This window comes from Mycobacterium sp. smrl_JER01, from assembly GCF_048513595.2.
Taxonomy (GTDB): Bacteria; Actinomycetota; Actinomycetes; order Mycobacteriales; family Mycobacteriaceae; genus Mycobacterium.
In genome coordinates this window covers 2279051-2301597 of the sequence record NZ_JBLXXK020000001.1, presented here as the reverse complement: position 1 = coordinate 2301597, position 22547 = coordinate 2279051, and the positions used below count along the sequence as shown (strand labels likewise).

Annotated in this window: 20 protein-coding genes and 1 pseudogene; 8 read left to right on the top strand and 13 right to left on the bottom strand. The window is 69.3% G+C overall.

The genetic code is table 11. The features are described 5' to 3' along the window. Positions 1–41 precede the first annotated feature (41 nt). Positions 42–818: an enoyl-CoA hydratase gene (locus tag ACNUDN_RS10835; protein ID WP_419121936.1), complete on the top strand. Its 777-nt coding sequence runs from the start codon at positions 42–44 to the stop codon at positions 816–818. Here the strand turns inward: ACNUDN_RS10835 and ACNUDN_RS10830 are convergent. The 3 genes from ACNUDN_RS10830 to ACNUDN_RS10820 are packed head-to-tail and all read right to left on the bottom strand — an operon-like array spanning position 815 to position 4001. Then, a complete protein-coding gene (locus ACNUDN_RS10830; RefSeq protein WP_419121935.1) occupies positions 815–1645 on the bottom strand; it encodes a sugar phosphate isomerase/epimerase family protein in 831 nt (276 codons plus the stop codon). The genes ACNUDN_RS10835 and ACNUDN_RS10830 overlap by 4 nt on opposite strands. After that, positions 1645–2841, bottom strand: coding sequence for a dihydrodipicolinate synthase family protein (locus tag ACNUDN_RS10825; RefSeq protein WP_419121934.1), 1197 nt, complete (start codon positions 2839–2841; stop codon positions 1645–1647). Before ACNUDN_RS10825 ends, ACNUDN_RS10830 begins: the two co-directional genes overlap by 1 nt. After that, positions 2838–4001: a Gfo/Idh/MocA family protein gene (locus tag ACNUDN_RS10820; RefSeq protein ID WP_419121933.1), complete on the bottom strand. Its 1164-nt coding sequence runs from the start codon at positions 3999–4001 to the stop codon at positions 2838–2840. Before ACNUDN_RS10820 ends, ACNUDN_RS10825 begins: the two co-directional genes overlap by 4 nt. 224 nt (positions 4002–4225) lie before the next feature. Between ACNUDN_RS10820 and ACNUDN_RS10815 the strand changes: the two genes are divergently transcribed. The 5 genes from ACNUDN_RS10815 (at position 4226) to ACNUDN_RS10795 (ending at position 8846) form a co-directional block, all read left to right on the top strand. Next, positions 4226–5251: a LacI family DNA-binding transcriptional regulator gene (locus ACNUDN_RS10815; protein WP_419121932.1), complete on the top strand. Its 1026-nt coding sequence runs from the start codon at positions 4226–4228 to the stop codon at positions 5249–5251. Between the two features lie 136 nt (positions 5252–5387). Then, a complete protein-coding gene (locus ACNUDN_RS10810; RefSeq protein ID WP_419121931.1) occupies positions 5388–6269 on the top strand; it encodes an ABC transporter permease in 882 nt (293 codons plus the stop codon). Between the two features lie 27 nt (positions 6270–6296). Beyond that, positions 6297–7331: an ABC transporter substrate-binding protein gene (locus ACNUDN_RS10805; RefSeq protein ID WP_419121930.1), complete on the top strand. Its 1035-nt coding sequence runs from the start codon at positions 6297–6299 to the stop codon at positions 7329–7331. Between the two features lie 12 nt (positions 7332–7343). Beyond that, positions 7344–8165, top strand: coding sequence for an ABC transporter ATP-binding protein (locus tag ACNUDN_RS10800; protein WP_419121929.1), 822 nt, complete (start codon positions 7344–7346; stop codon positions 8163–8165). A gap of 57 nt (positions 8166–8222) precedes the next feature. Beyond that, positions 8223–8846 (top strand): class I SAM-dependent methyltransferase, encoded by a 624-nt coding sequence (locus tag ACNUDN_RS10795; protein WP_419121928.1) that lies wholly within the window; start codon positions 8223–8225, stop codon positions 8844–8846. 15 nt (positions 8847–8861) lie between these two features. On the opposite strand, the gene ACNUDN_RS10790 is transcribed toward ACNUDN_RS10795, so the two are convergent. The 7 genes and pseudogenes from ACNUDN_RS10790 to rimP all read right to left on the bottom strand — a co-directional run bounded on the left by ACNUDN_RS10790 (position 8862) and on the right by rimP (position 16606). Next, positions 8862–10181, bottom strand: coding sequence for an MATE family efflux transporter (locus ACNUDN_RS10790; RefSeq protein ID WP_419121927.1), 1320 nt, complete (start codon positions 10179–10181; stop codon positions 8862–8864). Beyond that, positions 10174–11166, bottom strand: a complete 993-nt coding sequence (locus ACNUDN_RS10785) for a DHH family phosphoesterase (RefSeq protein ID WP_419121926.1) — start codon at positions 11164–11166, stop codon at positions 10174–10176. Before ACNUDN_RS10785 ends, ACNUDN_RS10790 begins: the two co-directional genes overlap by 8 nt. Next, positions 11159–11653, bottom strand: a complete 495-nt coding sequence (gene rbfA, locus ACNUDN_RS10780; protein ID WP_419121925.1) for a 30S ribosome-binding factor RbfA — start codon at positions 11651–11653, stop codon at positions 11159–11161. The genes ACNUDN_RS10785 and rbfA overlap by 8 nt, the downstream gene beginning before the upstream one ends. A 66-nt stretch (positions 11654–11719) precedes the next feature. Next, positions 11720–14497, bottom strand: a complete 2778-nt coding sequence (gene infB, locus ACNUDN_RS10775; RefSeq protein WP_419121924.1) for a translation initiation factor IF-2 — start codon at positions 14495–14497, stop codon at positions 11720–11722. Positions 14498–14599: 102 nt separating this feature from the next. Then, positions 14600–14842, bottom strand: a complete 243-nt coding sequence (locus ACNUDN_RS10770) for a DUF448 domain-containing protein (RefSeq protein ID WP_419125111.1) — start codon at positions 14840–14842, stop codon at positions 14600–14602. Positions 14843–15061: 219 nt separating this feature from the next. Next, positions 15062–16079, bottom strand: a pseudogene (gene nusA / locus ACNUDN_RS10765) (transcription termination factor NusA); the annotation flags it as partial. A 2-nt stretch (positions 16080–16081) separates the two neighbouring features. After that, positions 16082–16606 (bottom strand): ribosome maturation factor RimP, encoded by a 525-nt coding sequence (rimP, locus tag ACNUDN_RS10760; RefSeq protein ID WP_419121923.1) that lies wholly within the window; start codon positions 16604–16606, stop codon positions 16082–16084. A gap of 164 nt (positions 16607–16770) precedes the next feature. Here rimP and ACNUDN_RS10755 point away from each other — a divergent pair, with 164 nt between their 5' ends. Together ACNUDN_RS10755 and ACNUDN_RS10750 are read left to right on the top strand one after the other, a co-directional pair. Then, positions 16771–17307, top strand: a complete 537-nt coding sequence (locus ACNUDN_RS10755; protein WP_419121922.1) for a hypothetical protein — start codon at positions 16771–16773, stop codon at positions 17305–17307. Beyond that, positions 17304–17774 carry a ferritin-like domain-containing protein gene (locus ACNUDN_RS10750; RefSeq protein ID WP_419121921.1) on the top strand — a complete coding sequence of 157 codons (471 nt, stop codon included), beginning with the start codon at positions 17304–17306 and terminating at the stop codon, positions 17772–17774. Before ACNUDN_RS10755 ends, ACNUDN_RS10750 begins: the two co-directional genes overlap by 4 nt. 7 nt (positions 17775–17781) lie before the next feature. On the opposite strand, the gene ACNUDN_RS10745 is transcribed toward ACNUDN_RS10750, so the two are convergent. The 3 genes from ACNUDN_RS10745 to cobA form a co-directional block, all read right to left on the bottom strand. Next, a complete protein-coding gene (locus tag ACNUDN_RS10745; protein ID WP_419121920.1) occupies positions 17782–19557 on the bottom strand; it encodes a proline--tRNA ligase in 1776 nt (591 codons plus the stop codon). A 102-nt stretch (positions 19558–19659) separates the two neighbouring features. Then, the gene (locus ACNUDN_RS10740) at positions 19660–21291 is read right to left on the bottom strand and encodes an MFS transporter (RefSeq protein WP_419121919.1); all 1632 of its coding nucleotides are present in this window, start codon (positions 21289–21291) and stop codon (positions 19660–19662) included. 33 nt (positions 21292–21324) lie between these two features. Further along, entirely contained in the window at positions 21325–22533 is a 1209-nt protein-coding gene (gene cobA, locus ACNUDN_RS10735; RefSeq protein ID WP_419121918.1) for a uroporphyrinogen-III C-methyltransferase, read from the bottom strand. Between the last annotated feature and the right edge of the window lie 14 nt (positions 22534–22547).

Below are 22547 nucleotides of genomic sequence, written 5' to 3'. Positions count from 1 at the left end.
TCCACGATAGGCGGCTGTCAGCCTGCGGATACCGTGAGCCGATGACCAACTCCGCACAATCGGCAGCCGATGACGTCCTCCTGATCGACACCCGGGACCGGATCCGGACCCTGACGTTGAACCGGCCCGGTTCGCGCAACGCGCTCTCGGCGGCGCTGCGGAGCCGGTTGTTCGAAGCGCTGCGGCAGGCCCAGCGCGACGACGACGTCGACGTGGTCATCCTGACCGGGGCCGACCCGGTGTTCTGCGCCGGCCTGGACCTCAAGGAACTCGGTGACAGCACGGACCTGCCCGACATCTCGCCGAAGTGGCCGCCGATGAGCAAACCGGTGATCGGCGCGATCAACGGCGCCGCGGTGACCGGCGGTCTGGAGATCGCGCTGTACTGCGACATTCTCATCGCATCCGAGCAGGCCCGCTTCGCCGACACTCACGCCCGGGTGGGTCTCCTGCCCACCTGGGGACTGTCGGTGCGGCTGCCGCAGAAGGTCGGGGTCGGGATGGCCCGCAGGATGAGCATGACCGGCGACTACCTCTCGGCGGCGGAGGCGCTGCGCTGCGGGTTGGTCACCCAGGTGGTGCCGCACGCCGAGCTGCTCGACACCGCCCGCCAGATCGCCACGTCGATCGTCGGCAACAACCAGAAGGCCGTGCGGGCGCTGATGGCGTCCTATCACCAGATCGACGAGGCGCAGAACAGCGCGGCGCTGTGGCAGGAGGCCACAGCGGCACGCGAGTGGATGAAGAGCACCAGCGGCGACGACATCGCCGCGAGTCGCAGCGGTGTCATCGAGCGGGGCCGGTCCCAGGTGCGCTAGAGAGCGGGCAGCACGAGTGCGCGGTAGCGCTGCGCCATCGTCTCCACCACCGCGACACCGTCTGTCGCCCAGATGTCTTCGTTGAAGATCTCGACTTCGACGTCACCGCGGTAGCCGGCGTCGCGGACCAGCGCACTGATCGCCGCGAAGTCGATGACACCGTCACCCATCATCCCCCGGGACACCAGCGGGTCGGCGGCCATCGGGACCAACCAGTCGCACACCTGATAGCTGCTGATCCGGTTCTCGGAGCCGGCCCGCGCGATCGATTCCGCCAGCGCCGGATCCCACCACACGTGGTAGGTGTCCACGACGACGCCCACGGCGCGGACCGGGTGCGGCGCCGCCAGGTCCAAGGCCTGGCCGAGGGTACTGATGACCGCGCGCTCGGCGCAGAACACCGGGTGCAACGGCTCCAGCGCCAGCCGGACATCACGCTGCAGGGCGTATGGCACGAGTTCGGCGAGGCGCTCTGCCAGCCGGGCACGCGCCCCGGCGAGATCGCGGTCGGGCATGCCGCCGACGACCATGACCAGCTCGGCGGTGCCCAGAGCGGCGGCTTCGTCGATGGCGCGGCGATTGTCGTCCAGCGCAGCGGCTGCCCCCTGGACACCGGTCAGGAAACCGCCGCGGCACAGCGTGGACACCCGTAATCCGTTGTCGCGCATGATCTTGGCCGCGACGTCCACGCCCGCCTCGGCGACGCGGTCACGCCACAGCCCGACCGCGGGCAGGCCCGCCGCCGCGGCCGCCTCCGCGGCCTGTCGCACCGTCCAACCCTTTGTGGTCATGGTGTTCAACGACAGCCGGTCCAGCCCACCTGACATCAGCGAACTCCGTTGACGCTCAGATAGGCTCGCATCCGGGCGGTGGCGAGCTCCGGGTCGGCGAGCAGGCCAGCGCGGTCGGCCAGGACGAAGACCCGGCACAGGTGCGGCACCGAACGGCCCGCGGCCAGCCCACCCACCAGCGCGAAGTTGGGCTGACGACCGTTGAGCCACGCCAGGAATGCGATACCGGTCTTGTAGTAGTAGGTCGGTGTCGCGAAGATGTGCCGGCCGAGTTCGCGGGTGGATTCCAGGATCCGCCCGGCGGCGGCGGTATCGCCGTCATCGAGTCGCTGCAGCGCCGTGGACGCGGCCGGGTAGATCGCGGCGAAGATGCCCAGCAGCGCATCGGAATGCCCCTGTTCGTCGCCGACGACCAGCTCCGGGTAGTTGAAGTCGTCGCCGGTGTAGAGCCGCACGCCGTCGGGGAGCGCACGGCGCAGCGCGACCTCGTGCGCGGCGTCCAGCAGGGAGACTTTGACACCGCCCACCTGGTCGGCGTGGGCCTGCACCAGGTCTTTGAACGTCGCTGTGGCACTGAAGATATCCGCGCTACCCCAGTAACCGCGCAACGCCGGATCGAACATCTCACCCAACCAGTGCAGGATCACGGGTCGGTCCTGCTCGTCGAGCAGGGTGCCGTAGACCGTCAGATAGTCCTGCGGTGTGCGCGCGACCTGCGCCAAAGCGCGGGAGGCCATCAGTATCACCTCGGCGCCGGCGCTGCGAACCACGTCGATCTGTTCCCGGTATGCGGCGGTGATGGCGTCCAGCCCGCGCCGACCGTCCGGGATGTCAGCCGGATCGAGGTGATCGGTTCCCGCACCGCATGCCAGCAGACCGCCGACTGCGGCGGCTTCACGTCCTGTCCGGGTGATGAGCTCGCGGGTGGCGGACCAGTCGAGACCCATCCCCCGCTGCGCGGTGTCCATGGCATCGGCGACACCGAGGCCGTAGGACCACAGTTCGTGTCGGTAGGCCATCGTCGCGTCCCAGTCCAGATCGGCCGCGGCGCCCGGGGCATTGTCGGCCATGATGTTCGGCACGACGTGCGCTGCGGCGTAGGCGATCCGGGAGGTGATCGGACGCGACGGCCGTTGCCACGGCCCCGGATCGCCGAGACGGTAGGTGCACAGTTGCCCGTCGACCGGCAACAGCAGCGATGTGGCGGTCGGGGCCCCCGTCGTGGTCGTCACAGCACGATCTCCGGAACCTCGAGCCGGCGCCCCTGCGCCGAACTCCGCAGTCCGAGTTCGGCGAGCTGGACACCGCGGGCGGCCGACAGCAGCCCGAAGCGGTGGGCCCGCCCGGCGAGCACGTCGCGCAAGAACTCCTCCCACTGCAGTTTGAAACCGTTGTCCAGGTCGGCGTTGGCGGGTACCTCAAGCCATTGCTCACGGAACCTCTCGGTGACCGGAAGATCGGGGTTCCACACCGGTTTCGGTGTGTGGGCGCGCTGTTGGGCCACGCATTGCCGCAGTCCCGCGACCGCCGAACCGTGGGTACCGTCGATCTGGAACTCGACGAGCTCGTCGCGGTGGACGCGCACCGCCCAGGACGAATTGATCTGTGCGACGACGCCGCCGTCGATCTCGAAGATGCCGTACACGGCATCGTCGGCGGTGGCCCGGTACTCCCGGCCGGATTCGTCCCAGCGAGTCAGTATGTGGGTGACCGCGCGCGCGGTCACCGACCGCACGGGGCCCAGCAGCGCTTCCATCACGTAATTCCAGTGACAGAACATGTCCACGGTGATGCCGCCGCCATCCTCGGTGCGGTAGTTCCAGCTCGGTCGCTGGGCGGGCTGTCCGTCCCCCTCGAACACCCAGTATCCGAATTCGCCGCGCATCGACAGGATGCGCCCGAAGAAGCCCTCGTCCACGAGGCGACGCAGTTTGACCAGTCCGGGCAGGTAGAGCTTGTCGTGCACCACGCCGGCCACCACCCCCGCGTTCTCCGCCATCCGGGCCAGTTCGATCGCCTCGGTGAGGGTTTCGGCAGTGGGCTTTTCGGTGTAGACGTGTTTGCCCGCCTTGATGGCCGAGGTGAGGGCTTCCACCCGCCGCGAGGTGACCTGCGCGTCGAAGTACACATCCACCGTCGGATCGGCGATCACCGCGGCCGCGTCGGTGGTCCACTCCGTCACGCCGTGTTCGGCGGCCAGGTCCGCGAGCTTCTCGGCGTTGCGGCCGACCAGGATCGGTTCGACCGCGACCCGGGTGCCGTCGTCGAGCACCAATCCGTCATCGCGCAGCGGAAGGACGGACCGAACCAGATGCTGGCGGTAGCCCATCCGGCCGGTCACACCGTTCATGGCGATGCGCAGCGTTCTGCGCGACGGGGTCGATGACGTCATCTCGGGGGGTTCCTGTCTGGAGAGGCCGGAGCCGGCACGGGCCTCGGCGAGTGCTGTCGGTTGACCTGCACCGTTCGCCCCTCGACAACGAGGAATGCGCGGTGTCAGCACTTCGGAATGCGCTTTCCACGGTAAGCTGAGCCGACGCCACGGTCAAGCCCGGAACGGATCCCGGCTCCCGACCCGGCGCGACATCGAGTCCGGCGACGGCGGGAGCAGCGGGCATGGCGGCGGTAACCCTGCAGGATGTGGCGGCGCGCGCGGGCGTGTCGCAGGCCACGGCGTCGCGCGTCCTCAACGGCTCGGCCCGCATTCCCGGGGAAGGCGTCGCAGACCGGGTCCGCACGGCCGCGCGGGAACTCGGGTACGTACCCAATGCCCAGGCCCAGGCACTGGCCCGGGCGTCCACCGGGCTGCTCGGGCTGATCGTGCACGACATCGCCGACCCGTACTTCTCCTCGATCGTGCGCGGCGTGCAGGCAGCCGCACGCACCGCACGCAAGCAGGTACTGCTGGCCAGCACCGACCGCGACTTCGACATCGAACGGGAGGCGGTCAGCACGTTCATCGCCCACCGGGCCGATGCCATCGTGCTGGCCGGCTCGCGGCAGAGCGGTCACCTCGACCGCGAGCTGGAAGCCGAGTTCGGCCGCTACCGAGCCAACGGCGGCCGCGTGGTGGTGATCGGCCAGCCGCTGGCCTTCGGCGGCGCCGTCGAGCCCGAAAACCATTTCGCCTCAGCAGAATTGGCGGATGCACTGATGATGTCCGGACACACCAGGTTCGCCGTCATCGGCGGGCCGGCCAACATCCGGACCGCGGTGGACCGACGCAACGGATTCGTCGAGGCGCTGGGCAGGCACGGACTCACCCCGCTGGTCGAGGTGTCCGGCAGCTTCACCCGCGACGGCGGCCATGCCGCGGCACGACGACTCGCCGCGGCGCTGCAGCTGACACCGGGCAGCGGGGCCGAACCTGTCTGCGTCTTCGCGGTCACCGACGTGATGGCGATCGGCGCGATCGCGGCGTGGCGCGAGCATGGCCTCGCGGTACCGCGCGACGTATGCGTGGCCGGTTTCGACGACATCCCCACGCTGCGCGACCACACCCCGAGCCTGTCGACCGTCGCGCTGCCACTGGAGCAGATCGGAAGCCGCGCCGTCGATCTCGCGCTCCGCACCGATGCTGATGACCTGCGGGAACGGGTGCCGGGGCAGGTGGTCCTGCGGGACAGCACCCGGCTGCCCTGACCGCCTCGGAACATCGGCCGGGCAGTCGGTCGTTGACAGTGTGCGCTGGGTCACGTTAGGGTCGGACCTGCTTCGGAAAGCGCATTCCCATCGGGGCCCTCCCGCACCCGAGCCCCGCAACCCTTGAGGACATTCCATGGCGGTAACCGCATCGGCCGACGTGCGCCCCTCGTCACCGGCGCCCCCGCACCCCCCTGCCCGCACAGCACGCTCCTGGCGTCCGCAGATCTCGCCCCGGCGCACCGCGGCCGCGCTGTGGCGCCCGGTCGCGCTGGTGATCGCGCTCGTGGCCGCCTGGTGGGCCGTCACCGAGACCGAACTCGTCGCGCCCTACATCCTGCCGTCGCCGGCCGACACCTGGCAGACGACGCAGAACAACGCCGCCTATCTGGCCCAGCACACCTGGGTGACCACCTGGGAAACCGTGGTTGGCTTCGCCATCGCAGCCGTCTTCGGCATCTTCGTCGCCGTCGTGATGATGTATTCGGCCAATGTCGAGAAGACCGTCTACCCACTGATCCTGTTCGCCCAGGTCATCCCCAAGATCGCCATCGCGCCGCTGTTCGTGGTGTGGCTCGGGTTCGGCCCGTCGCCGAAGATCCTGGTGGCGGTGCTGATGGCCTTCTTCCCGATCGTCATCTCCGGACTGGCCGGGCTGCGGTCGGTCGATCCGGAGATCCTGGAGCTCACCTCGACGATGGGTGCGAGCCGGATCAAGACGTTCATGAAGATCCGTTTCCCCGCAGCACTGCCACAACTGATGTCCGGTTTGAAAGTCGCCGCCACACTCGCCGTCACCGGCGCCGTCGTCGGTGAATTCGTCGGCGCAAACCAGGGTTTGGGCTATGTAATCCTGCAGGCGAACGGAAACGTCGACACCGCAATGCTGTTCGCCGCGCTGATCATCATGTCACTGCTCGGCATCGTGCTCTTCGCGATCATCGAGATCGCCGAGAAGCTGCTCATCCCGTGGCATTCCTCCCGCCGCGCCAACAATTCCGCCAGCACCGCGGTCTGACCGCACCGACGTGTAGGAGAAGAAACGATGATGTTCACCCGACGCCGCGGCACCGCCGCGGCCGCCGCCACCGCCGCCCTGCTCACACTGTCCGCGTGCGGCGGCAGCGGCACCGAGAACACCCCGGCCGCAGAAGGTGCCGCCGCGCCGGCGACCCTCATGCTGAACTGGTACCCCTACGGCGAGCACGCGCCGTTCTACTACGGGGTCCAGGAGGGTATCTTCGCCAAGCACGGTATCGACCTGACCATCGACGCCGGTCAGGGCTCGACCAAGACCGTGCAGGCGGTCGGCGCCCAGCAGGTCGACTTCGGCTGGGCCGACACACCTGCGGTGCTCAGCAACATCGACAAAGGTGTCGAGGTCAAGAGTGCGGGAGTGTTCCTCCAGACCACCCCGTCGGCGGTGCAGGTGTTCGCCGACTCCGGCATCGAGGACCCCCAGGATCTCGCCGGCCGCACCATCGCCGTCTCTGCCGGCGACGCTCCGACCACGACGTTCCCGATCTACCTCGACAAGGTCGGGGTGCCGGAGAACGAGGTGACCCAGCAGAGCCTCGACGCCGCCGGGAAGATGGCCGCGATGCTGTCCGGCCGGGTGGACGGTCTGATCGGGTTCGCCCACGACCAAGGGCCGACCATCGCCGACAAGAGCGGTCGGGAAGTGCGCTACCTGCGCTACTCCGATGCTGGTCTGAACTTCTACAGCAACGGACTGATCGCGAACACCGCCACCATCGCCGACGACCCGGCATTGGTGCAGGCCATGGTGGACGCCACCAGCGAGGCCTACTCGGCCGCGGCCGCCGACCCGGACGCCGCGGTCGACGCCATGGCCGGCAAGGACCCGCAGATGCCGCCACGGGAAGTGCTGCTCCAGCAGTGGCAGCAGACGATTCCGCTGCTCTCGACACCGGCCACCGCCAACCAGCCCCCGGGCAGCAACACCGTCGAGGACTGGACCACCACCATCGCCACCCTTAACGAATCCGGCCTGCTGCAGAACGCCAAAGATCCTGCCGAATACTGGGATTCGTCCTTCGCGCCCGACGGCCAGCAGTAGGAGACCACGGACATGAGCACCGCCACCGCCACCCCGCCGGGGACGAGCGTCACCGCCGTACGCAAAGCGGCCATCACCATCGAGAACGTGACCGTGCGGTTCTCCTCGAAACGCTCGGCGGTCACCGCGCTGGCCGACATCGATCTGCAGGTCCACGACGGGGAGTTCGTCTCCATCGCCGGCCCCTCGGGTTGCGGGAAGTCGACACTGCTCAAGGTCGTCGCCGGATTGACCGACGCGACCACCGGTGAGGTCCTGGTGCGCGGCAACCGGGTTCGCGGCCCACAGCGCGAGATCGGCTATGTGTTCCAGCGCGCCGCGCTACTGGAATGGCGCTCGGTCCGCAAGAACATCCTGTTGCAGGCCGAGATGCGGGGCATGCCCCGACAGGCCGCGCGGCAACGGTGTGACCACCTGATCGAGATGACCGGCCTCACCGGCTTCGAGGATGCGCTCCCCCACGAACTGTCCGGCGGTATGCAGCAACGAGTTTCGCTGTGCCGGGCACTGCTGCACCAGCCCGGCGTGCTGCTGATGGACGAACCGTTCGGCGCGCTCGACGCGCTCACCCGGGAGAAGATGAACGTCGAGCTGCACCGCATTTGGCGCGAGACCGGCACCACCGTGGTTCTGGTCACCCACTCTGTCGCCGAAGCGGTGTACCTGGCCAACCGGGTGGTCGTGATGAGCCCACGGCCCGGCCGCATCGTCGAGACGCTCGACGTCGCACTGCCCGATGAACGCAACTACGCCGAAACGATGGAACGTCCGGAGTTCATCCGGGTGGCCAACCGGGTGCGGGACCTGCTCGGCAGCACCTCGGCCGCGGACTGAGGTTGCGGGCGACGGCACCGCCCGCCCGTTCCCGCCAGAATCGGGCATGGTCGAGGTATGAGCGATGCCGCAGACCCGCAGCCCGTCAATCATCACGCCGCCCACCCCGGCTTCTCCGGTGTCCTGGGATCGTTGCTCGCGCTGGTGTTCCTGTTCACCGGGCGCGCCGGTGCCAGACTCGCCGCGGACCTCACCCACCCCGGTCCCCACGACCACGTCCTCGACGTCGGATGCGGATCCGGCGCAGCAGCCTGGTGGGCGTCGCGCAGCGGGGCACAGGTCACCGGGATCGACCCGTCAGCGTCCATGCTGCGGATGGCGCGCGCTGCCGGCCGCCGGCGCGGCACCGTCGAGTGGATCGAGGGCAGCGCCGAGGCGCTGCCGGTCGCCGACGGCTCGGCCACCATCGTCTGGGCGCTGGCTACCGTGCACCACTGGCGTGATGTCGACGCCGCCCTGGCCGAACTGTGTCGGGTGCTCGCGCCCGGCGGACGGATGCTGGCCCTCGAACGCCAGGTGCAACCTGGCGCCACCGGCTTGGCAAGCCACGGCTGGACCCGGGCACAGGCGGACTCCTTCGCGACGCTGTGCCACGCGGCCGGACTGGTCGACGTCGGGGTGACCGACACCCGCGCCGCAGGCAGGGCGGTGTGGGTGGTGCAGGCACAACGGTCCGCGTGAGACCGCAACGCGACGTCAGCGCAGACCGGGCACCAGCCACCGCCCCGACAACACCCGCCAGCCGACGAACAACAGCCGCAGCACCATGAACGTGCTCAGCCCCGCCCAGATGCCCAGCAGACCCCATCCGAAGGCCAGCGACAGCCAGATCAGGGGCAGGAAGCCCAGCAGCGCGCTGGCCAACGTCGCATTCCGCATGAAGGCGGCGTCACCGGCGCCGAGCAGTACCCCGTCGATAGCGAAAACGACCCCGGCCACCGGCAGTTGGGCGACCAGGAACCACCACGGCACGCCGATCTGCTCCAGCACCGAATCATCGGCGGTGAACACCTTCGGGAACACCGAGGAGCCGAGCGCGAACACCGCGGCCAATACCACGCCCGCCACCGACGAGAAGATCGTCACCCGCGCCGCGACCGACTTGGCATGGGTGAGTTGACCCGCACCGAGTGCGGCCCCCACCAGCGACTGTGCCGCGATCGCCAGCGAATCGAGCACCAGCGCAAGGAAACTCCACAACTGCAACACCACCTGGTGGGCAGCGACGGCAGCCGCCCCGAACCGGGCCGCGACGGCACCGGCCGAGATGAAGCACGCCTGGAACGCCATCGTCCGCAGCACCAGGTCACGGCCCATCACCAGCTGAGCGCGGAGCACCGAAGGCCGCAATCGCAGCGGCACCTTCTCGACGACCAACGCCCGGCAGAACAGCACGGCCGCCAGGTACTGGCCCACCACATTGGCCACCGCCGAGCCCGCCAGTCCCAGGTGCGGGGCACCCAGCCAGCCATACACCAGCAACGGGCACAACACCGCCGAGACCGCGAAGCCGAACACCACGTATCGCAGTGGACGCACGGTGTCCTGCACCCCGCGCATCCACCCGTTGCCCGCGGCCGCGATCAGAATGGCGGGCACGGCCAGACTCGCGACACGCACCCACGGCAGCGCGGCCGTGGCGATCTCGCCGCCGGCAGCCAACACCGTCACCAGCGGCACCGCGAACAGTTGCACCGCGACCACGATGCCGGCACCGATTCCGAGGGCCAGCCAGGTGGCCTGCACCCCCTCTTCGACGGCTGCCGGCCGGTCCCCGGCACCGTAGAAACGTGCGGCCCGAGCCGTCGTGCCGTAGGACAGGAAGGTCAGCTGGGAGCTCAGCACGCCCATGACCAGCGCGCCGATCGCCAGACCCGCCAGGCTCAGCGCGCCGAGCCGACCGATGACCGCGAGGTCGAACAGCAGGTAGAGAGGTTCGGCGGCGAGGACACCGAGCGCCGGGAAGGCGAGCGCGGCGATCCGCCGGCCGCTGACCGGCTTGACCGCGTCAGTCAAGGGCGCTGCGCAGCGCCGCGACCAGTTCGGCAGCGGTACCGGTTGCCGAATAGCCGGCCGCCAGGCGGTGTCCGCCGCCACCGAAGGTGCCCGCCACCATCGACACGTCGACCGACTTGGACCGCATGGACACCGACCAGCGCCCGGGACCGATCTCCTTGAACACCGCCGCGACCTCCGCCTGCTCAGTGGTGCGCACGATGTCGACGATGCTTTCGATCTCCTCCGACCGTGCCGCGGCCAACTCCTCGTGGTCGACGACTGCGTACACCAGCCCCCGACCACCCGCGGCCTGCCTCTCCAGGCGTGCCGACCCGAGCACCCGCGACAGCATCGGCAGCCACGCGAACGGGTGGGTGTCGAGCAGGGCGCGGCTGACCGCGGCATTGTCGACGCCGATCTCGACCAGTCGCGCCGCCAACCGGTGCGCGCGCGGGCTGGCCCACCGGAACGAACCGGTGTCGGTGGCCAGTCCGGCGTAGAGGCAGTGCGCGACGTCGAGGTCGAGCGACTTCTCCCAGGCGTCGAGCAGGTCGACGACCAGCATGGTGGTCGAATCGGCGGCAGGGTCGACGAAGTTCGCGGTGCCGAACAGCTGGTTCGAGGCGTGGTGGTCGATGACCAGGACGTTGTGCCCGGGCCCGGCCAGATCGCCCAACGCGCCCAACCGGTTGAGGCTGGGAATGTCAACGGTGACCACCAGGTCGCAGTCCCGGCGCAGGTCCTGCGGGGCCACCAGCAGATGCCCGCCGGGCAGCGTGTGCAGTGACTCGGGCAGCCGGTCCGGCTCGGCGAAACTGACATGGACGTCGACGCCGTGCCGTTCCAGCACCAGCGCCAATGCCAATCCGGCACCGATCGTGTCGGCATCGGGGAACACGTGACACACCACGCTGACCGATTTCGCCGAGCCGAGCAGGGCCGCTGCTTCGCGGGCATCGACGCGTGCGCCCGCGTCGGGCGCCTGCATGGTCGACTCAGTCATCGAGCGCGTGTGGGTCACCGGTGTCCTCAGTGCCCCCGAGTGCCTCGTTCTCCTCCGCCCCAGCTACACGGTACGGGTCGGTGTCGCCGGCGTGCTTGGCACCCTGGCGGACCCTCGCCAAATCCTCATCAGCCGCCCGGGCCCGGGCCAGCAGCTCCTCCATGCGATGAGCCGCGTCGGGCACGGTGTCGCGGGCGAACGCCAGCGTCGGTGTGAACCGCACACCGAGGCTGGCGCCCACCCTCGTGCGCAACACACCTTTGGCGCTCTCCAACGCCGCAGCGGCACCGGTGTAATCCGGCTCCTCGTCGAGTGAGCGGCCCAACACCGTGTAGTACAGCGTCGCGTCGTGCAGATCGTTGGTCACCTTGGCGTCGGTGATCGTCACCCCGGCCAGCCGGGGGTCCTTGATCTCGTACTCGATCGCCGAGGCGACCAACGTGGAGATCCGCTTGGCCAACCGCTTCGCCCGTGCCGGATCAGCCACGCTGTCCTCTGCTCTTCGCGCAGGCGCTCATCGCTCGCCCTCTGCTCTTCGCGCAGGCGCTCATCGCTAGGCCCGCTCTTTCTCGACCAACTCGTAGGTCTCGATGACATCGCCTTCTTTGATGTCGGAGTAGGTCAGCGTGAGACCGCACTCATAGCCTTCGCGGACCTCGGTGACATCGTCCTTCTCCCGGCGCAGCGACGAGACCGTGAGGTTCTCGGAGACCACCACGTTGTCCCGAAGCAGCCTCGCCTTGGCGTTGCGGCGCATGACGCCCGACTGCACGAGGCAACCGGCGATGTTGCCGACCTTCGACGACCGGAAGATCGCCCGGATCTCGGCGCGGCCGAGCTCCTTCTCTTCGTAGACCGGCTTGAGCATGCCCTTGAGCGCGCTCTCGATCTCGTCGATGGCCTGGTAGATCACCGAGTAGTACCGGATCTCGACACCCTCGCGGTTGGCCAGCTCCGTCGCCTTGCCCTCGGCACGGACGTTGAAGCCGATGATGATCGCGTCCGACGCCGACGCCAGGTTGACGTTGGTCTCGGTCACACCGCCGACACCGCGGTCGATGACACGCAACTCCACCTCGTCGTCGACCTGGATACCCAGCAGTGCCTCTTCCAGCGCCTCGACCGTACCGGCGTTGTCGCCCTTGAGGATCAGGTTGAGCTGGCTGGTCTCGCGCAACGCCGAATCCAGGTCCTCCAGGCTGATCCGCTTGCGACTGCGGGCGGCCAGCGCGTTGCGTTTGCGTGCGCTGCGGCGGTCGGCGATCTGACGCGCGATGCGGTCCTCGTCGACGACCAGGAAGTTGTCACCGGCGCCGGGTACCGAGGTGAACCCGATGACCTGGACCGGGCGGGACGGCAACGCCTCGCCGACGTCCTCGCCGTGCTCGTCGACCATGCGGCGCACGCGGCCGTAGGCGTCACCGGCGACCACCGAGTCGCCGACCCGCAGCGTGCCGCGCTGGATGAGCACGGTGGCCACCGGGCCACGGCCACGATCGAGGTGCGCCTCGATCGCGACACCCTGGGCCTCCATGTCCGGGTTGGCGCGCAGATCCAGCGACGCGTCCGCGGTCAGCACCACCGCCTCGAGCAGCTGCTGGATGTTGGTGCCCTGTTTGGCCGAGATGTCGACGAACATGGTGTCGCCGCCGTACTCCTCGGGGATCAGCCCGTATTCGGAGAGCTGCCCGCGGATCTTCTGCGGGTCGGCACCCTCGACGTCGATCTTGTTGACCGCCACCACGATCGGCACGTCCGCGGCCTGGGCGTGGTTGACCGCCTCGACCGTCTGGGGCATCACACCGTCGTCGGCGGCGACCACCAGGATCGCGATGTCGGTGGCCTTCGCGCCGCGGGCACGCATGGCGGTGAACGCCTCGTGACCCGGGGTGTCGATGAAGGTGATCGGGCGTTCGTTGCCGTCGACGTCGACGGTCACCTGGTAGGCGCCGATGTGCTGGGTGATGCCGCCGGCCTCACCCTCACGGACGGTGGCGTTGCGGATCGTATCCAGCAATCGGGTCTTGCCGTGGTCGACGTGGCCCATGACGGTGACCACCGGCGGACGGAACTCCAGATCGTCCTCGCCGCCCTCGTCCTCGCCGTAGGTCAGATCGAAGGACTGCAGCAGCTCGCGGTCCTCGTCCTCCGGCGAGACAACCTGCACGACGTAGTTCATCTCGCTGCCGAGCAGCTCAAGGGTCTCGTCACCCACCGATTGGGTGGCAGTGACCATCTCCCCGAGGTTGAACAGCGCCTGCACCAGCGATGCGGGGTTGGCGTTGATCTTCTCGGCGAAGTCGCTCAGCGACGCACCGCGGGCCAGCCGGATGGTCTCGCCGTTGCCGTGCGGCAACCGCACGCCGCCGACGACCGGCGCCTGCATGTTCTCGTATTCGGCCCTCTTGGCGCGCTTCGACTTACGCCCACGCTTGGGGGCACCGCCGGGACGGCCGAAGGCGCCCGCAGCACCACCGCGCTGACCGGGACGGCCACCGCCGCCACCGGGGCGACCGCGGAAACCACCGCCGGCTGCTCCGGCGCCGCCACCGCCGCCGCCGCCACCGCGGTAGTTACCTCCGCCGCCACCGCCGCCGGGACGCCCGGCGCCACCGGGCGCGGGGCGCGGTCCGCCGCCGGGACGCGGGCCGCCGCCGGGACGAGGTCCGCCGCCGGGACGTGCGCCCTGCGGGCGGGGCGGCATGTTGCCGGGGCTGGCGCCGGGACGGGGCCCGCCGCCGGGGCGGGGGCCACCTGCGCCGGGACCCGGTCGGGGGCCACCCGGACCCTGAGGCCTCGGTGCCGGGCGCTCCACCGGTTGCTGTGACGAGAAGGGATTGTTGCCCACGCGCGGCGTGCGCGCGGCGGGCTTGGGGGTACCGGGCCGCGGGCCACCCGGGCCGGGACGCGGTCCGGGGGTGGGGCGAGCCGACGGCGCCGCAGGAGTCGGGGGTGCGGCCGCAGCAGGACTCGGAGGCGCAGCTGCGGGTGCCGGGGGCGGCGCAGCCGCAGCGGGCGGCGCCACGGGCGGAGGCGGTGCGGACGGCTGCTGCGGCGCCGGAGGTCCCGGCTTGGGCGCCGGCCGGCTCTGCGGCGCGGACGGCTTGGCCGGCGCCGGAGCTGCTGCAGATCCGTTGCCGTTGGCGGCACCCCTGCCCTTGTCGGGCTTGGAACCACCGAATGACTCACGAAGTCGGCGGGCGACGGGGGCTTCCACCGTCGAGGACGCCGACTTGACGAATTCGCCTTGCTCACTGAGCCGGGCGAGTACTTCCTTACTTGTGACACCGAGTTCTTTGGCCAACTCGTGCACGCGGGCCTTACCTGCCACTACATCTCCTGTCTGGGAGGCGACAGCGGTGGTAGGCGCCGCGCCTCGGGTTAGCTATGACGCATGGTCATCGAGACTTCACGGTGTGCTCATGTTCTTCGCTTACCTGTTCTCTAGCCCGCGTGTGCCGTGTCCGTCCCCGCTGAGGAGACGTTGCGACACCGCGGTGATGTCCGGTGAACCGGTGATCCGTAGCGCTCGGGCGAACGCTCGCCGTCGAACTGCGGCCTGCAGACAGCCGGGGTCGGGGTGCAGCCATGCGCCCCGCCCGGAAAGCCGTCTCGCTGCGTCGACGGTCACGACGTATTCGCCGTTCCCGGCCTCGACAGCGACAACCCGGAGCATTTCGACAGCCAGCTCTCGTCTCCGGCATCCGATACAGGTCCGCACCGGTCCACCCGAGGGGTCGATGGTGCTTTTCGGTATCCGAGCCGATGTCTCGCGCTGGATCACAGCTGAGTCTACCGTCACCGCAGTCCGGAAAAGAAAACCGGTGCCCGATGCCGACCGGTGGCGCCGGTCAGCGCGGGTCCGGTGCGCTTGACGAGGCGTCCGGACGGGGTGCGTGACCGGCGGGGCCTGCCTGCCGGTCGGAGGCCGCGTCGTCGCTGCGGATGTCGATACGCCAGCCGGTCAGCCGGGCCGCCAGTCGCGCGTTCTGCCCCTCCTTGCCGATGGCGAGTGAGAGCTGGAAGTCGGGCACGATGACCCGCGCCGCCCGCGCGGCCTCGTCGATGACCGTCACCGACACCACCTTCGCCGGCGACAGGGCGTTGGCCACGAATCGGGCCGGATCCTCGTCGTAGTCGATGATGTCGATCTTCTCGCCGGACAACTCGCTCATCACGTTTCGCACCCGCTGTCCCATCGGGCCGATGCAGGCGCCCTTGGCGTTGAGCCCGGGCGCCCTGGACACCACGGCGATCTTGGAGCGGTGGCCGGCCTCGCGGGCCACCGCGACGATCTCCACCGACCCGTCGGCGATCTCGGGCACCTCCAACGAGAACAGCTTGCGCACCAGATTCGGATGCGTCCGCGACAGCGTGATCAGCGGTTCCCGGGCGCCGCGGGTCACCCCGACGACGTAGCACCGGAGCCGGTCACCGTGTTCGTAGCGCTCACCGGGCACCTGTTCGGCGGCGGGGATCACCCCTTCGGAACCTTTGGTCTCGCTGCCCATCCGCACCACCACGAGTCCACGGGCATTGGCCCGCGCATCGCGCTGGATGACCCCGGCGACGATGTCGCCCTCGCGGGCCGCGAACTCACCGTAGTTCTTCTCGTTCTCGGCGTCGCGGAGACGTTGCAGGATGACCTGACGCGCCGTGGTCGCCGCGATCCGGCCGAACCCTTCAGGGGTGTCGTCCCATTCGTGCAGTACATTGCCGTCTTCGTCGGTCTGTCGGGCGATCACCTTGACCACGCCGGTCTTGCGGTCGACGTCGATGCGTGCATCGGGCTCGTGGCCCTCGGTGTGCCGGTAGGCCGTCAGCAGCGCCGACTTGATGGTGTCGACCACCACATCGACGGTGATCCCCTTGTCGGCCTCGATCGCATGCAGCGCCGCCATGTCGATGTTCACGTTCAGGCTTCCTCTCCGGAGACGCCGGCCAATTCCAATTCACGCGGATTGGGCGGTGAAAACTCCACCTGGACAACAGCTTTGGTGATCGTGTCGAGCGCGATGTCACGAACCGAGAGGTGATTGCGCGCTTCGCGCAGCACCACGCCCACCGTCGCATCACCGACCCGGCCGATGCGGCCGGTGAGCGTCGAGCCGTCTGCCAGCGTCAGCTCGGCCAGGCGTCCCCGGGCCCTGCGGTAGTGCTTCTCGGTCGTCAACGGCCGGTCCACCCCCGGGGAGGTCACTTCCAGGACGTACGGCGCGGAGTCGAGACCGTCGAGCAGCTCGGATGCCGTCCGGGACAGTTCGGCGATCGCGTCGAGATCCAGGCCGTGGTCGCTGTCGGTCACCACGGTGATGCGCGGCGGCCGGGACGCGGTGTCGATCACCACATCCTCGACGTCGTATCCGGCGCGGGTGAACTCGCCATCGAGCAGCTCGACCACCTGTCGTTGCGACGGTAATCCCGTTGACCGCTCCGCCACGGCGAGCTCCTCGTCTTGAGTTGTCCGGACCCGGTGCGCAGGAGATCTCCTGCGATTCCGACACACCACGATACGCCAGCGTCGGGGGGCCCAACGACCAAAAGCACGCACGGCCCGGCGGGCGGCAACGTCGCGCGCCGGGGTGCGGATGGCAGGATGTGGGCGTGCCGAGCAGCCCGCCGACCGTCAGCCGTCGACACGTGCTGGTCGGCGCGGCCACGCTCACCGTGCTGGGCCTCGGTGTCTCGGCCTGTGGCGCCCCACCCCCTCCCCCGGAGCTGGCCGACCTCACCACGGCGCTGGACCGGGCCCGTTCCGACAGCCGGCTGGCCGCCGATGTCGCCGACGGATCTCGAGGCCAGCTTGCCGACGCGCTGACCGACGTGGCGGCGCAGCGTGCCGCTCACGCCGAGGCACTGGCAGAAGAGATCGTGCGGATGACCGGGCACCCCGCACCGACAACCGACCCGGCCGCCACCACCACCGTCACGTCCGGCACTGCATCGGCGGCCCCCGGCTCGGACCCGGTGCCGCCGCCGACCGTCGACGACGTGATCGGTGCGCTGCGCACGTCCGCCGACAGTGCGACCCGGGCCGCGGCGACGCTGACCGGATACCGGGCCGGCCTGCTGGCCTCGATCGCCGCGGCGTGCACCACCGCTTTCACGGTCGCGCTGGCCGGCGCCGGAGGCTCACGATGACCACGCCGCAACCGGCGCTGCCGGCTCGTCCCGACGATGCGGCCGACGGGGCGCTGTTCGACGCGATCGCCACCGAACACGCCACCATCTACGGCTACGGCCTGGTATCGGCGCACTCCACACCCGATGTGAACTACCTGGTGTCGGATGCCATGGCCCAGCACCGGGCGCGCCGCGAGGCGGCCATCGCCCTGCTGGCCGAGCGGGGCGTCGACGCGCCGCTGCCCGCCGCGGGATACCAGCTGCCGGCCGAGGTGGACTCGCCCACCGAGGCGGTCAACATGGCGATCCGGATGGAGGAGGACGCCGCGGTGGCGTGGCGCGCCGTCGTCGAACAGGCCACCGACACCGCGGTGCGGGCCTACGGTGTCGGCGCGCTGACCGAGTGCGCGATCACCGCGGCGCGGTGGCGCGTCATCCGCGGCGACACCACCGCAACCGTGCCGTTCCCCGGCGGCGCCGAGTAGACCGACGCTACGGCGCGGCGCCGGTGAGCGCGGCGCTGATCTGGGCGGCCGCGCCGTCCACCGGGATCTCGCGGGACTCACCGCCGAACCGGTCCCGCAGTTCCACGATCCCGTCGGCCCAGCCGCGGCCTACCACCACGATCCGGGGAACGCCGAGCAGTTCGGCGTCTTTGAACTTCACACCGGGTGAGGCGGTCCGGTCGTCGAGCAGCACGTCGGCGCCGAGCCGGTCCAGCTCGGCGGCCAGTTCGGTGGCTCCGGTGCGCGCGTCGGGATCCTTGTTCGCGATCACCACGTGCACGTCGAAGGGTGAAACGCTGGCCGGCCAGCGCAACCCAAGGTCGTCGTGGTGCTGTTCGGCGATCACCGCGACCAGCCGGGACACCCCGATGCCGTAGGAGCCCATGGTCAGCCGCACCGGTTTGCCGTTCTCGCCGAGCACATCGGCCCCGAACGCATCGGCGTACTTGCGGCCCAGCTGGAACACGTGACCGATCTCGATGCCGCGCGCGGCGACCAGCGGACCCGCGCCGTCCGGGGAGGGATCGCCCTCGCGCACCTCGGCGGCCTCGATGGTGCCGTCCGGGGTGAAGTCCCGCCCGGCGACCAGGCCCACGTAATGCTTGCCCAGCTCGTCGGCACCGGTGATCCAGGCACTGCCGTCCACCACCCTTGGGTCGACGAGATAGCGAACCCCGTTGGCCGCCAATCCTTTCGGGCCGATGTAACCCTTGACCAGGAACGGGTGCCTGGCGAAGTCACCGTCGTCGAGCAGGGCGTACTCGGCGGGTTCCAGCGCGGCCCCGAGTCGCTTGTCGTCGACTTCACGGTCTCCGGGCAGGCCGACGCCGAGCAACTCCCAGTCACCACCGGGCTCGCGCACCTTCAACAGCACGTTCTTGAGGGTGTCGGCAGCGGTGACGGTGCGGCCGGCGAAGGAGGGCAGATCCGCGCCGTCCGCCCACTGCACCAGTGTGGCGATGGTCGGGGTGTCCCCGGTGTCATGGACGACGGCGTCCGGCAGCCCGGCGATCTGCTCGGCCGGGACGGGATCGGGTGCGGTGGTGATGACGGCCTCGACGTTGGCCGCGAACCCGGACTGCAGGCAGCGCACGTAGGTGTCCTCCCCGACCTCGCTCTCGGCGAGGAACTCCTCAGAGGCGCTGCCGCCCATCGCCCCGGAGACCGCCGACACGATCACGTAGCGGATTGCGAGCTGATCGAAGATCCGCTGGTAGGCCTCACGGTGGGCGACATAGGCCTTCTTGAGCCCGTCGTCGTCGATGTCGAACGAGTAGGAGTCCTTCATCAGAAACTCACGGCCGCGCAGAATGCCCGCTCGCGGCCTGGCCTCGTCGCGGTACTTGTTCTGGATCTGATAGAGCCGCAACGGGAAATCCTTGTACGACGAGTACTCACCTTTGACGGTGAGGGTGAACATCTCCTCGTGTGTGGGCCCCAGCAGATAGTCGTTGCCGCGCCGGTCCTGCAGCCGGAACAGGGTGTCGCCGTACTCGGTCCAGCGGTTGGTGGTCTCGTAGGGGCCGCGCGGCAGCAGCGCCGGAAACAGGATCTCCTGTCCGCCGATGGCGTTCATCTCGGCGCGCACGATGCGTTCGATCTTGCGCAGCACCTTCAGGCCCAGCGGCAGCCAGCTGTAGAGCCCGGGGCCGACGGGGCGCACGTAGCCGGCCCGGATCAGCAACTTGTGGCTCGGCACTTCGGCGTCGGCCGGGTCGTCGCGCAGGGTGCGCAGGAACAGCTCGGACATGCGGGTGATCACAGGCGAACACCTTACTGATGGCATCGCGCCGGCCCGCCTGCACCGCCACTGGAGGCGCGCAGGTCCCGGGCGGACGGAGAGCGGAGCCGTCGAGCGCCGGCGTTACAGCTCGCCGGCGTCGAGCGCGTCCTTGACTTCCTGGGCGTGTGCGACCTGCTCGGCGGTGTACTTGATGAACAGCGCAACCGCGCCGACGACCACGGCGACGGCTGCCACCCAGAGCAGCCCGTAGGTGTAGCCCTGGTCCAGCGCGTGCAGCTGCGCGGCGTCCATGTCCTTGACCGGACCGTTGGTGCCACCCAGGTACAGCGTGCGTGAGGTGATCACCGCCTGGATGATGGCCAACACGACCGGGCCGCCGAGATTCTGCAGCATCAGTGCGATCGCCGAGACCGGACCGATCTGGTCGAAGCCGACACCGGCGATCGCCGAGATCATCAGCGGCACCACGATCATGCCGATGCCCAGACCGCCGATCGTGATGGGCAGCACGAGGTTCGGGAAGTACGGGATGTCGGCGTCGAGCGTGGAGCCGTAGAGCATCGCCGCCAGCACCAACACGCCACCGCCGATGACCAGCACCCGGGGCGGGAACTTCGACACCAGCGCCGAGGACAGACCCAACCCGATACCGAGGGCGACCACGAACGGGATGAACCCGACACCGGCCTTGAGGGCGCTGTAGCCCATGATGTCCTGGACGTACAGCCCGATCAGCACGGTCAGCGTGAACATCACACCGCCGGCCAGGAAGATCGCGGCGAAGGTGGCCACCCGGTTGCGGTCGCGGAAGAGCACGAACGGGACCACCGGATTCTCGGCGGTTCTCTCCACCCACAGGAATGCCAGCAGACAGCCGATCGCCGCGACACCGGACCCGAGAGTGGCCGGCGACACCCACCCGGCCTCGGGCCCCATCGAAAATGCGAACACCGCGGCTGTACAGCCCATTGTTGCCAGCAGCGCACCGGCGGCGTCGAGCTTCAGCCGCTCGCGATGGGTCTCGCGCAACGTCTTACGGGCCAGATAGATCATCAGCAGACCGATCGGCACATTCACCAGGAACGCCAGCCGCCAGGACACCTCGGTCAGCGCGCCGCCGACCACCAGGCCCATCACCGATCCGACGCCGGTCATCGCGGCGAACACCGCGGTGGCCGCGTTGCGTGCGGGACCCTTCGGGAACGTCGTGGCGATCAACGCCAGCGCGGTCGGGGATGCGATGGCCGCGCCGACGCCCTGCAGTAGGCGGGCGGTCACCAGGGTGGTCTCGTCCCAGGCGATGCCGCACAGCACCGAGGCGATGGTGAACAAAGTGACGCCGACGATGAAGGTCCGCTTGCGGCCGATGGTGTCGCCGAGGCGGCCCCCCAGCAGCATCAGCCCGCCGAAGGTCAGCACATAGGCGGTGATGACCCAGCTGCGGCCGGCGTCGGACAGGCTGAGTTCGTCCTGGATCCTGGGCAGCGCGACGATGGCGATGGTGCTGTCCATCGTCGCCAGTAGCTGCATGCCGCCGATGGCGATGACCGCGGCGATGAAGCGCCGGGACGGCAACCACGCCGGGGACCTGCCGATTCGTGCTCCATCTCCTCCGCGGCCGCCTGCCGTCTCACCGACGCCCGGGACCCGGGCGGGCAGCGCCTTGCCCGAAGCCTTGCCCTGGCTTCGCTTCTCACTACCTTCAGCATCACGGTGGATGGCGGCACGCTCCGCATCGTTGAGAGCCGTCATAACGGGTTACCTTACAGTAATCTTAAGAATGCTCTAAGCGTCGAAGCCGGCCACCGCCCCGATCACGATGATTGCGGGGGGACGGACACCGTCCTCCCGGATGCGTTCCGGGGCTTCCGCGAGGGTCGCCCGCAAAGTCCGCTGCGCAGCTGTGGTTCCGTGCTGAACCACCAGCACCGGCGTATCTGCAGGTCTGCCGCCTTTGAGTAAGGTGTCGACGAACAGCTCGATACGCTCCACGGCCATCAGCAAAACAATCGTCCCGCTCATCGCGGCCAACGCATCCCAATTGACTAACGATTCGGGGTGGTCCGGCGCAACATGGCCGCTGACCACCACGAACTCGTGGTTGAGACCGCGGTGGGTGACCGGAACACCGGCCAGCGCGGGCACCGCTATGGCACTTGTCACACCGGGCACCACGGTGACCGGGATACCGGCCTCCGCACAGGCGATGACCTCTTCGTATCCGCGCGCGAACACGAACGGGTCACCACCTTTGAGCCGGACCACGAACTTGCCCTCCCGGGCCCGTGCGACCAACACGTCGTTGATCGCGTTCTGCGCCATCGCCCGCCCGTAGGGGATCTTCGCGGCGTCGATGACCTCGATGTCGGGCGAGAGCTCGGCGAGCAGATCCTGCGGTGCCAGCCGGTCGGCGACGACCACGTCGGCATGCGCCAGCAGCCGGCGGCCCCGCACGGTGATCAGTTCCGCATCTCCCGGACCGCCACCGACCAGAGCGACGGTCCCTTTGGCCGCACCGGGTTGTTCAGCACTGTCGACGCCGATGAGTCCCTGCTGCAGAGCCTCCCGGATCGCGGTACGGATGCCGGCGGAGCGCCGGTGCTCACCGCCGGCCAGCACCCCGACCGAGAGTCCCTCGTAGTCGAAGGTCGCCGGCGTGACCGCGGTGCCCTCGATCGCAATGTCGGCACGCACGCAGAACACCCGCCTGCTGTCGGCCTCTGCGACGATCTCGGCGTTGACCTCGGGATCGTCGGTGGCGGCGATCACATACCAGGCGCCGTCGAGGTCGCCATGGCGAAACTCACGCAGCGTCAGGGTGATTCCCTCGATGGCCTCGACCGCCGGAGTGGCCGCCTTGGTGATGACGTGGACGTCGGCACCGCTGGCGACCAACAGCGGCAGTCGCCGCTGGGCGACCGTTCCGCCGCCGACCATGACCACCTTCTTGCCGGCGAGGCGCAGACCCACCAGATAGGCGTTCTCGGAACTCACCGTTCTCCTCGCGT